This is a genomic window from Actinomadura sp. NPDC048394 (genome assembly GCF_040651755.1).
GTDB lineage: Bacteria > Actinomycetota > Actinomycetes > Streptosporangiales > Streptosporangiaceae > Spirillospora > Spirillospora montaniterrae.
This window is the reverse complement of sequence record NZ_JBEZJL010000004.1, coordinates 200,690-210,699: the sequence shown is the minus strand read 5'-3', so window position 1 is coordinate 210,699 and position 10,010 is coordinate 200,690. Positions and strand designations below refer to the sequence as shown.

Here is a 10,010-nt window from a genome sequence, read left to right as displayed (position 1 = left end):
CTCGCCCGCCCCCCGGTGGCGTAACCCTTCGTCGGCCCCGCCCCCCTCGCTCCGCACGGCGCCGACCGCCTCACTCCCGCCGGAGCCGGTGCCGGCCGCACGGCGGACCCGAGCGCGGCCGCGACCGTCCTCGCCGCCCGCACCACCGCCGCCGCGTTCCTCTTCGCCTCGTCGCCGGTGCGGGACCACCCGTACAACCTCGCGCGGCGAGTCGCCTCCCTCGGCCACCTGTCGCACGGCCGCACCGGGCTCGTCGTGGGCGTCGCCGATCCGTACGTCGCCGCCCTCGCCGCCCGGACGCACGGTGAGGGCCCCGAGCTCACCCGGCGCGCCGGGGCCGCGGAGGCCCACGACCTGGCGCTGGCGACGCGCGAACTCGAGCAGACCTGGCCGTACGACGCCATCGTCGCCGACCGCGAGCAGCGCATCTTCGCCCGCGGCGACCGGATCCGCCGCGCCGACCACCAGGGCGTCTACTCGGTCGCGGGCCCGCTGACGCTCCCCGCGCCGCGCACCGGCGCGTCCGTCGTGGCCTGGTGGGCGAACCGCGCGGACGAACTCGAGGCGGCCGCCGACGTGGCGGACCTCGTGATCGTCCCGCACGGGCTCGCGTCCGGCGCGCGGTCCGTGCTCGATGCGGCGTCCGGCCGGCACTTCGCCGATCCGGGCCACCGCCCCCTGCTGTTCGCGGTGGTCGACGTCCCGCCGGGCACGACGGCCGCCGACGCGCGCGCGTCGATCGCCGCCGCGGCCGGTGCCGACGGCGTCGTGCTGCGTCCCACCGGCCCCGACCCGCGGGAGGCCATCGAACTGGCCGGTCGGCTGCACGCCGGCGGGGATCTCGCTGCGGGCCCGCTGCGCGCCCGGCTGGGACTGCCGGAGGCCGCCGACCTGCTGCCCGACGGCCCCGGCGTGTTCCCGGCCCCCGTCCCTCAGCGCTAGAGCAGCGGGTAGCGCGGCGGGTTCGTCCCGTTCAGGGTGTGGTTGCCGATATGGACGTACTTCCAGCGGGCGGGGTCGTGCAGGGAGTGCGTGCGGACGTTGCGCCAGTGGCGGTCCAGGCCGTGGCGGGCGTCGGCGGCGCTGGTCCCGGCGAGCTCCAGGACGTCGGAGGCGATCTGGACGGCGACCTCCTGCGCGTACGCCTTGGCCTCGGCGACCGCGAGCGACGCGGCGGCGGTGTTCTCGCCGGTCAGCGCCGGCGCGGCGAGGGCGGCGTCGACGGCGCGGCCGCCGCGCTCGAACAGCCCCTCCAGGGCGTGCAGGAGCGTGGTGAGCCGGCCGAAGCGCAGCACGGCGTGCGGTTCGTCCGACACCCGGTCCACGCCGGACTCGAACCAGGGGCGCGAGCGGTCCCGGACGAAGGCGGCGCCCTCCTCCAGCGCCGCGCGGGCGATGCCGACGTCGATGGCCAGGTGCAGGAGCTGGTCGTAGGCGCCGAGGATCAGCGGCGGCGGGTCGGCGGGCACCGGCCCGAGGTGCAGGACCCGCTCGGCCGGGACGTGGACGCCGGTGAACACGATCGATCCGCTGGCCGTCGCGCGCTGCCCGAACGCGGTCCAGTCGTCGGCGAACTCCACCCCGCCCGCGTCGCCCGGCACGAACGCGGTGACCGGAAGGTTCTGGTCGCCCTCCACGGAGGCCGCCACGCCGATCCACTGCGCGCCGAGCGCACCGGTGGTGTAGTACTTGCGGCCGTCGAGCCGGTACCCGCCCGCCGGGTCGGGAGTGACCGTGGTCAGCCGGTCGAAGACGTGCTTGGTGCCGCGCTCGGCGGTCGCGTTGCCGATCCGCGCGCCCGCGGTGACCTGCCCGTAGAAGAACTCCTTCTGCGGCTCGGTCCCGGCCTGCCCGAGCAGGGCGATCAGCACGAAGTGCGCGAGCACCAGCTGCGCCACCGACGGGTCGGCGGCGGCGATGACACGGAACACCTCGGCGACGGTGCTCGCGGCGACTCCGCCGCCGCCGTGCTCGCGCGGAACCGAGACGGCCAGCAGCCCGGTGGCGGCCAGCTCGTCCAGCTCGGCGGCCGGGTGGCGGGCCTGCCGGTCGCGTTCGATCGCTCCGGGTGCGATCCGCGCGGCGAACGCGCGGGCCGCCTCGACGGCCGCGGCGTCATCGAGCACCGGTGGTGCCGTCGTGGTCCTGGTCGGGCTCATCGGTCTTCCTTCGTCGAGACGGGGGTCGCATTTTCCTATTATCTAGGTCGGTTATACATGAAATAGGCCGTTCCCGAAAGGATCCCGATGACCGCCACCGCGCGTGCGGCCTTCGGCGGGGGTGCCCGGCCGCGCCGATGCCGGCCACCCACCGTCAGGTGGACGTGCCGCCGGTAACGATGATCTTGCCTGGGGCCTGCTGGCCGCTCTCCAGGTACCGGTGGGCCTCGACGATCTCCTCCAGCGCGAACACCCTGTCGACGGCCGGATCCAGGGCGCCGGTGCGCAGACCGGCGAAGAGGAACGCTGCGATGCGCCGCACGGCCGCGGGATCGAGGGTGTGCTCGAAGCTCATGTAGCGGTGGGTGGTGATGGCGTTCGAGGGGTAGGGCGCGGGCCGCGGGTCGAGCCATCCGACGGTGACGAGGGTGCCGGTGAAGCGCTTGGCCGCCGCGGCCAGGTCGGCGAGTCCGGGGCCCATGACGGAGTCGAGGACGATGTCGGCTCCGGCGCCGCCCGTATGCAGGGAGGCGGCCTTCGCGAGGTCGTCCTGGTCCGTGGCGATGACGGCGGCGGCGCCCGCGGCGAGGAGGCCGTCCTTCTTCGCGGTGCGCCGGGTCACCGCGATGGGGACGGCGCCGATCTGGTTGGCGATCTGGATGGCGGCGAGGCCGACGGTGCCGGAGGCGGCGGTGATCAGGACGGTGTCGCCCGGCCGCATCCCCGCCTTCTCCACGAGCGCGCCGTAGGCGGTGGAGTAGGCGACCCACAGCGCGGCGGCCTTCGCGGGGGCGAGCCCCGCCGGGCGCTTGACGACCCGGGCGGCCGGAAGCACGGTGTAGTCGGCGTAGGTGCCGTTGGACGTCATGTCGGGCACCGCGGTGATCAGGACGGCGTCGCCGACGCCGAACCCGTCCACGCCCTCGCCCAGGGCATCGATGATGCCCGTCCCCTCGCAGCCCAGCCGGGCGTGGGGGAGCCGGACGGGCATGGGGGAGGCCCCGGAGCGCGTCAGCTCGTCCAGCCGGTTGACGGCGGACGCCTCGATCCTGATGCGCACCTCTCCGGGCCCCGGATCGCCGGCCGGTTCCTCGGCGACGCGCAGGACCTCCGGGCCGCCGGTCTCATCGAAGACAACGACTCGTGCCATGTGACGACTCTCCTTGGACGGGGCGGGCGTCACCTCGTGCGGTGCCGCCGCTTGCTGATCCCCCTCATTCTTTGTACGTTCGTTCTATTAAGTCAAACCGGACCCAGGAGGCGGTGATGGCAGGGCGGCCTGTAGATCATCAACGACGTGCCGAACTGCTCGACCGCGTGGTGGACTACACGGTCGAGCACGGGTTCAACGACCTCTCATGGCGGCCCATCGCGGCCGCCCTGGACGTGTCGCCCACAACGCTCGTCCACCGCTTCGGGTCAAAGGACCAGATGCTCCAGGACGTCCTGGCGCGCCTGCGGGAGCGCATCTTCGCGGCCGTCGGCGAGGCGGCCGACCACCGGCCCGGACTGGCCGGGGCGGCGCGAGCGGTCTGGGAGCGGACGTCCGACCCGCGGCGGGAGGCGGAGTTCCGGCTGTTCTTCGCCGTCTACGGTCGCGCGCTCCAATCGCCCCGGCAGTTCTCCGACTTCCTGGACCACGTCGTCGCCGACTGGATGAACTCCCTGCGCGACACGCAAGGGCCCCACGCCGATCCGTCGACGGCTACCCGCGAGGCCACCCTCGTCATCGCGACGATCCGCGGTCTGCTCCTCGATCTCCTGGCCACCGGGGACCGGGCCAGGGTCCAGGACGCGGCGGATCACTTCCTCTCCGGACTCCAGGGCGACCTCTAGCGGCCCGGCCGGCGGCGTCGCGCGCCGCGCCGTGACCAATTTCCTACTTTAAAGGTAGGTATTGACGGTAAACCGGAGCGGCGCCTATGTTCGCGGCAGAGGCCGGGGAGCCGCCGCAGCAGGGCGGCTCCCGACCGCGAACCGGAGGGTGCCGCATGAGTGAACCCCGCCTGCCGGCGGCCATCGAACTGGACGGGGACGGTGCTCACCCGGCCGCGTGGCGGTACTCCGGGCGTCCGCCCGGCGCGGTCCTCACCGCGGCCGCGCTGCGCGAGGACGTCGCCGCCGCGGAGGCGGCCGGCTTCACGCTGGCCACGTTCGACGACGCGCCCGTCCCGCCGCACGCGGGCGTCAACGCGGCCGGGCGGCTGGAGGCCGGCACCCGGGCGGCGTTCGCCGCGACGATCACCGAGCGGATCGGCCTCGCCCCGGTCCTGCACGTGACGACGACCGAGCCGTTCCATCTCGCCACCCAGCTCGCGAGCCTGGACCACGCCGGCCGCGGCCGGGCGGCATGGCTGGTCGGCGCCGCGAACGACCCGGAGTCGCTCGCGACGATCGGGGCCGTCCCGCTCGCACCGGGGGAGCTGCGCCGGGAGGTGCGCGACGTCGTCGACGCCGCCCGGCTCCTCTGGGACTCCTGGGAGGACGGCGCCGTCATCAAGGACGCCGCCACCGGCCGGTTCCTGGACGCCGGCCGGGTGCACCACGTCGACTTCGAAGGGGCCCGGTTCACGGTCAAGGGCCCGCTGATCACGCCCAGGCCGCCGCAGGGCCAGGTCGTGGTCCTCGCGCCGGCCGCCCTGGGCCTCGGGGCCCGCGCCGACATCGCCCTCGTCGGCGGGCACGACACCGCCGCCCTCCGCGACCGCGCGGAGGAGGCGCGGGAGGCCGGCGCCGCGCTGGCGTTCGCCGAGATCGAGGTCGTCCTCGGCGCGACGGGCGCGTCCGCCGCCGGGCGCGCCGCCCGGCTGGAGGAGTCCGCCGCGTGGCCGGACACCGGCCGGTTCCGGTACGTCGGCTCCGCCGGCGGGTTCGCCCGCCTGCTGCGGTCGCTCGCCGGGGCCGTCGACGGGGTGCGGCTGCATCCGGCCGTCCTCGCCGCCGACCTGCCCCTGCTCGCCGAGCACGTGCTGCCCGCCCTGGAGGAGGCCGGCCTGCACCGCCCGCCCGCGCCGGGCGCGACGCTGCGGGACGCCCTCGGGCTGCCTCGTCCCGCGAACCGGTTCACCGCCGCCTCCTGAGGAGAACCCGCCATGACCGAAGCCCCCACCGGCGCCCCGTACGATCCGCACGCCCGGGTCCACCTCGGCGTCTTCTACACCGGCGTCGGGCCGCAGCTCCTGTGGAACGATCCGTCCGCCGCCGACCATGTCGCGATCGAGACCTTCATCGGGGTGGCCCGGCTGCTGGAGCGCGGGCTGTTCGACGCGTTCTTCCTCGGCGAGGGACTGCGCGTGCGGGAGAACCGGGGTCGCGTCCACGACCAGGACGTGGCGGGGCGCCCCGACGCGATCACGCAGCTGTCCGCCCTCGCCGCGGTCACCGAGCGGATCGGGCTCGTCGCCACCCAGAACGCCACCTACAACTTCCCGGCGGACCTGGCCCGCCGGCTCGCCAGCCTGGACCTGCTGTCGGACGGCCGCGCCGGCTGGAACATCGTCACCACCGACAACGCCTGGACCGGCGCGAACTTCCGCCGCGGCGGCTGGCTGGAGCACGAGCGCCGCTACGACAGGGCCGGCCAGTTCGTCGACGCCGTCACCGCGCTGTGGAACGCATGGGAGCCGGACGCCGTCGCCGCCACCGGGGAGGCGAAGAGCTGGGCGCGACCGGGCTCCATCGGCGAGGTCGCCCGCAGCACCGACCTGGTCGACCTCCGCGCCGTCGCCACGGTGCCCGCGAGCCGGCAGGGACGCCCGATCCTCTTCCAGGCCGGTGACTCCGACGGCGGCAGGGAGCTCGCCGCGTCCCGCGCCGACGTGGTGTTCTCGGCGAACACCGCGTACGACAAGGCCGTCGCCTACGCGGCCGACCTGCGCGCGCGGCTGGCCCGGTACGGACGCTCGGCCGACTCCCTGCGGATCCTGCCCGGCGCCTCCGTCGTCCTCGGCGACACACCGGACGAGGCCCGCGAGCGCGCCCGCCGGGTGCGCGAGGAGCAGATGTCGGCACCGCGCGCGATCACGTTCTTCGAGCAGTACTGGGGGACGGACCTGTCCGGGTACGACCCGCACGGGCCGCTTCCCGGCATCGACCCCGTCGAGGGGGAGCTCGACCCGTCGCGCGGCACCATCCCCATCGAGCGGCGCACCGGCAAGCTCGCGCTGATCGCCCGGTGGCGCGAGCAGAGCGAGCAGCGCGGCCTGTCGATGCTGGAGCTGGCGCGGGAGGTCGCGCCCGGGCACCCCGCCTTCGTCGGCACGCCGTCCCAGGTCGCCGACGAGTGGGTCCGCTACGTCCGCACCCGCGCCGTCGACGGGTTCAACATCACGCCGTACCTGATCCCCTCCGCGCTGGAGGACATCGTGGACAAGCTCGTGCCCGAACTGCAGGAGCGCGGCGCCTACCGCACCGCCTACGAGGGAGAGACGCTGCGCGAGCACCTGGACCTGCCGCCGCTGAACCCGTAGGGAGGCCCCGGATGCGATGGTCAGGGGACCCAGCGGCGGGCCGTGAACCGCGTCCCGTCGCGGCCGATCTCGACGGCGCCCGGCCCGCAGAAGTGGGCCGGCACGACCAGCGCGGCGGTGTCCGCGGCCCGTTCGAGGACGCGGCGGCGGGTCCGGGCGGCGGCGGACGGGGCGTGGCAGAAACAGCTGGAGGCGTCCGGTGCCAGAAGCTGGACGGGCGTGTGGAGCAGGTCGCCGACGAACAGCGCGCGCTCGCCCTCGGACTCCACGGCGAGCATCCCGTGCCCGGGCGTGTGCCCGGGGGCGAGCTCGAGCCGCAGGTTCTCGTCGATGGGGAAGCGGTCCTCCCAGACGACCGCCTGCCCCGAACGCAGCACCGGCTCCACCGACCGGGCATGGACGGCGGCGCTGCGCCCGGGCTCCTCCACCAGCGTGTCCGGGGCGAAGAAGGCGAGGTCGGCGGCGGAGAAGAGGTACCGGGCACGGGGGAAGAACGGTACGTGCCCGCCGTCGTCCTCGCGGGTGTTCCAGCCGACGTGGTCGGCGTGCAGGTGGGTGCACACCACGAGGTCGATGTCGCCGGGCGTCACGCCCGCGGCGGCGAGCGCCGCCGGCAGGTCACCGCCGGCCGGAACGCCCTCCTCGCGGGGGTCGGGGGCCAGACCGGTGTCGATGAGGATCGTGCGCCCGGCACTGCGCAGCAGCCAGCTGTGGACGGAGATGCGGACGCGGTCGGAGCCGGGGTCCCAGTGGTCGGGAGCGAGCCAGGAGCGGTTCGCCTTCCAGAGATCCGGGCCGGTGCCGGGGAGCAGCGCGGCGGGGGTCAGGGGCAGATTCTCGAAATGCGGGATCCGGGTCACCGAGACCGCGCCGATGTCGAACGTGCGCATACGCTGATCTTCGTGACGCCCCGGCGGGACCGGAAGAAGGAACTTTCATGTCCACTGACGTGCCGTCCGCTCGCCCGGTGACGTCCGGAGCGGTGGAGCGCGGAGTCGTCGTCACCGCCGCCGAGTACGGCGCGTGCCCCGTGACGGGCGTCCTGCGGCGCGTCGGCGACAAGTGGAGCCCGGCGGTCATCCGGCTGCTCGCCGACCGGCCGCACGGCTTCAACGAGCTGGACCGCGCCATCGAGGGGATCAGCCGCCGCGTGCTCACCCGCACCCTGCGGACGCTGGAGGAGGAGGGGCTCGTGAGCCGCACGCCGGCTCCCGGCAGGGCGGGCCGCGTGGAGTACGCCCTGACCGAGGTCGGAGCGTCGCTGCGCGAGCAGCTCGCCGCGCTGGGCCGGTGGGCCGCCGAGCACGCCGCCGAGCTGCCCGGCATGGCATATATTCCTACTGATTAAGGTGGAAATAGCGGCGATCTCTGGGGGATGTCCGATGCGGATGGCGGATGACCTGGGCTACGAGGTTCGCGCCACCGGCTGGGACGACCCCGACGCAGCGGGACTGCGGGACGCGATGCAGGCGGAGATGGAGAGCCGGTACGCCGACCGGGTCGCGGAGATCCTCGCCGCGGCGGCGGGCCCGGAGCTGGACGGCACGCTCGGCGTCGAGGCCGAGCAGGTGGTGTACGTCGGCGTCGCCTACGCCGGCGGGACCGCTGTCGGCCACGTCGCGTTGCGCCGCTACGGCGACGGCGTCGAACTGAAGCGGATGTACGTCGCGCCCGCGCATCGCGGTTCGGGGGCCGCCACCGCGCTGCTAGCGGCGGCGGAGAGGGCCGCCCGGTCCCTCGGAGCATCCCGCGTCGTCCTGCAGACGGGGGACCGGCAGCCGGACGCCGTCCGGCTGTACGAGCGTGAGGGCTACACCCGCATTCCGGTCTTTCCGCCGTACGAGTGGCTGACTTTCTCGATCTGCATGGAGAAAACCCTCTGACCGTGCCGCCGCGCGACCGGCGACGGACGGCCGGATCGCGGCACCCCGGCGAATTCACCGCTGGCATTTCATCCGGACGATAAGGGGGGCCTACAGGGGACGCGGATGCGCGGTCCATCGCTTTGATGGGGCGAGGAGCGTGCTTCGTGGCGCCGCCTGGAGGCGATGATGGGTGACTCCCAGGACCTGATCCTGGAACTGGTCCGCGAATACCACCGCGAGAGGGAACGGAGCCGGCGTTTCGTCCCGGGCGAGACGCTCGTGATGCCCTCGGGCGCCGACCTGAACGAGGACGACCGCGTCGCGCTGGTCGAGGCCGCGCTCGCCATGCGCATCGCCGCGGGCCCGAGCGCGCTCGCGCTGGAGCGGGAGCTCGGACGGACCCTGCGGCGCCGCAAGGTCCACCTGACCAACTCGGGGTCCTCGGCGAACCTGCTGGCGCTGACCGCGCTGACGCAGCCGGAGATCGGCGCCGGCCGGCTGAAGCCGGGCGACGAGATCGTCACGGTCGCGGCCGGATTCCCGACGACGGTCAACCCGATCCTGCAGAACCAGATGGTGCCGGTCTTCGTCGACGTCGAGCTCGGCACCTACAACACCACGGCCGAGCGGGTCGCCGAGGCGATCGGCCCCCGGACCCGCGGCATCATGATCGCGCACGCGCTCGGCAACCCCTTCCCGGCGGCCGAGGTCGCCGAGCTGGCCGCCGAGCACGGACTCTTCTTCGTCGAGGACAACTGCGACGGCGTCGACGCGAAGTACCAGGGGCGGCCGACCGGGACGTTCGGCGACTTCAGCACCGTGAGCTTCTATCCCGCCCACCACCTGACCATGGGCGAGGGCGGCTGCGTCACCACCGACCGGCCGAGACTCGCGCGGATCGTGGAGTCGCTGCGCGACTGGGGCCGGGACTGCTGGTGCGAGCCGGGGGCCTGCGACACCTGCGGCAAGCGCTACACCCAGCAGTTCGGGGACCTGCCGTACGGCTACGACCACAAGTACACGTTCTCGCACGTGGGCTACAACCTGAAGACGACGGACCTGCAGGCGGCGCTGGGGCTCTCGCAGCTCAAGCGGCTGCCGGAGTTCGGCGCCGCCCGGCGCCGCAACTGGCGGCGGCTCCGCGAGGGCCTGGACGGCCTGCCGGGCCTGCTGCTGCCCGAGCCCACGCCCGGCGGCGATCCGAGCTGGTTCGGCTTCGTCATCACGGTCACCGCCGACGCGCCGTTCGACCGGGACGAGATCGTCGCCCACCTGGAGGACCGGCGGATCGGCACCCGGATGCTGTTCGCCGGCAACCTCACCCGGCAGCCCGCCTACCGGGGCCGGGAGTACCGGGTGGCGGGGAGCCTCGCCAACAGCGACGTCATCACCGCGCGCACCTTCTGGATCGGGGTCTTCCCCGGCCTCACCGACGAGATGATCGACTACGTGATCGCCACGATCAGGGACTTCGTCACGAGCCGGCGGTAGCCCGCGTCACGGCCGCCAGACGCCGC

9 protein-coding genes and 1 pseudogene are annotated in these 10,010 nt (G+C 74.1%); 7 read left to right on the top strand and 3 right to left on the bottom strand.

Features of this window, described 5'->3' with window-relative positions; genetic code table 11:
* Positions 1 to 105: 105 nt before the first annotated feature.
* Positions 106 to 942 (top strand): annotated as a pseudogene (locus AB0C78_RS04015) (LLM class flavin-dependent oxidoreductase); the annotation flags it as partial.
* Here the strand turns inward: AB0C78_RS04015 and AB0C78_RS04010 are convergent.
* Positions 939 to 2,159 carry an SfnB family sulfur acquisition oxidoreductase gene (locus AB0C78_RS04010; protein WP_360741380.1) on the bottom strand — a complete coding sequence of 407 codons (1,221 nt, stop codon included), beginning with the start codon at positions 2,157 to 2,159 and terminating at the stop codon, positions 939 to 941. The pseudogene AB0C78_RS04015 and the gene AB0C78_RS04010 overlap by 4 nt on opposite strands.
* Before the next feature lie 154 nt (positions 2,160 to 2,313).
* A complete protein-coding gene (locus AB0C78_RS04005) occupies positions 2,314 to 3,309 on the bottom strand; it encodes a zinc-dependent alcohol dehydrogenase family protein (protein WP_360741378.1) in 996 nt (331 codons plus the stop codon).
* A gap of 116 nt (positions 3,310 to 3,425) precedes the next feature.
* Between AB0C78_RS04005 and AB0C78_RS04000 the strand changes: the two genes are divergently transcribed.
* The 3 genes from AB0C78_RS04000 (at position 3,426) to AB0C78_RS03990 (ending at position 6,628) form a co-directional block, all read left to right on the top strand.
* Positions 3,426 to 3,995, top strand: coding sequence for a TetR/AcrR family transcriptional regulator (locus AB0C78_RS04000; RefSeq protein WP_360741376.1), 570 nt, complete (start codon positions 3,426 to 3,428; stop codon positions 3,993 to 3,995).
* Between the two features lie 155 nt (positions 3,996 to 4,150).
* A complete protein-coding gene (locus AB0C78_RS03995; RefSeq protein ID WP_360741374.1) occupies positions 4,151 to 5,239 on the top strand; it encodes an LLM class flavin-dependent oxidoreductase in 1,089 nt (362 codons plus the stop codon).
* 12 nt (positions 5,240 to 5,251) lie between these two features.
* Complete coding sequence (locus AB0C78_RS03990; protein ID WP_360741372.1) at positions 5,252 to 6,628, top strand: NtaA/DmoA family FMN-dependent monooxygenase; 1,377 nt, start codon at positions 5,252 to 5,254, stop codon at positions 6,626 to 6,628.
* 20 nt (positions 6,629 to 6,648) lie between these two features.
* On the opposite strand, the gene AB0C78_RS03985 is transcribed toward AB0C78_RS03990, so the two are convergent.
* A complete protein-coding gene (locus AB0C78_RS03985; protein ID WP_360741370.1) occupies positions 6,649 to 7,518 on the bottom strand; it encodes an MBL fold metallo-hydrolase in 870 nt (289 codons plus the stop codon).
* 47 nt (positions 7,519 to 7,565) lie between these two features.
* Here AB0C78_RS03985 and AB0C78_RS03980 point away from each other — a divergent pair, with 47 nt between their 5' ends.
* From AB0C78_RS03980 to rfbH, 3 genes are all read left to right on the top strand, one after another.
* Entirely contained in the window at positions 7,566 to 7,976 is a 411-nt protein-coding gene (locus tag AB0C78_RS03980) for a helix-turn-helix domain-containing protein (RefSeq protein WP_360741368.1), read from the top strand.
* A gap of 34 nt (positions 7,977 to 8,010) precedes the next feature.
* Positions 8,011 to 8,511, top strand: coding sequence for a GNAT family N-acetyltransferase (locus tag AB0C78_RS03975; RefSeq protein WP_360741366.1), 501 nt, complete (start codon positions 8,011 to 8,013; stop codon positions 8,509 to 8,511).
* Positions 8,512 to 8,679: 168 nt separating this feature from the next.
* Positions 8,680 to 9,984 carry a lipopolysaccharide biosynthesis protein RfbH gene (gene rfbH / locus AB0C78_RS03970; RefSeq protein ID WP_360741363.1) on the top strand — a complete coding sequence of 435 codons (1,305 nt, stop codon included), beginning with the start codon at positions 8,680 to 8,682 and terminating at the stop codon, positions 9,982 to 9,984.
* Positions 9,985 to 10,010: the final 26 nt, after the last annotated feature.

What these genes read in the sequence shown, in the direction of transcription:
- AB0C78_RS04010 (WP_360741380.1), bottom strand. Translation starts at nt 2,159, where the DNA reads ATGAGCCCGACCAGGACCACGACGGCACCACCGGTGCTCGATGACGCC.
- AB0C78_RS04005 (WP_360741378.1), bottom strand. Translation starts at nt 3,309, where the DNA reads ATGGCACGAGTCGTTGTCTTCGATGAGACCGGCGGCCCGGAGGTCCTG.
- AB0C78_RS04000 (WP_360741376.1), top strand. Translation starts at nt 3,426, where the DNA reads ATGGCAGGGCGGCCTGTAGATCATCAACGACGTGCCGAACTGCTCGAC.
- AB0C78_RS03995 (WP_360741374.1), top strand. Translation starts at nt 4,151, where the DNA reads ATGAGTGAACCCCGCCTGCCGGCGGCCATCGAACTGGACGGGGACGGT.
- AB0C78_RS03990 (WP_360741372.1), top strand. Translation starts at nt 5,252, where the DNA reads ATGACCGAAGCCCCCACCGGCGCCCCGTACGATCCGCACGCCCGGGTC.
- AB0C78_RS03985 (WP_360741370.1), bottom strand. Translation starts at nt 7,518, where the DNA reads ATGCGCACGTTCGACATCGGCGCGGTCTCGGTGACCCGGATCCCGCAT.
- AB0C78_RS03980 (WP_360741368.1), top strand. Translation starts at nt 7,566, where the DNA reads ATGTCCACTGACGTGCCGTCCGCTCGCCCGGTGACGTCCGGAGCGGTG.
- AB0C78_RS03975 (WP_360741366.1), top strand. Translation starts at nt 8,011, where the DNA reads ATGCGGATGGCGGATGACCTGGGCTACGAGGTTCGCGCCACCGGCTGG.
- rfbH (WP_360741363.1), top strand. Translation starts at nt 8,680, where the DNA reads ATGGGTGACTCCCAGGACCTGATCCTGGAACTGGTCCGCGAATACCAC.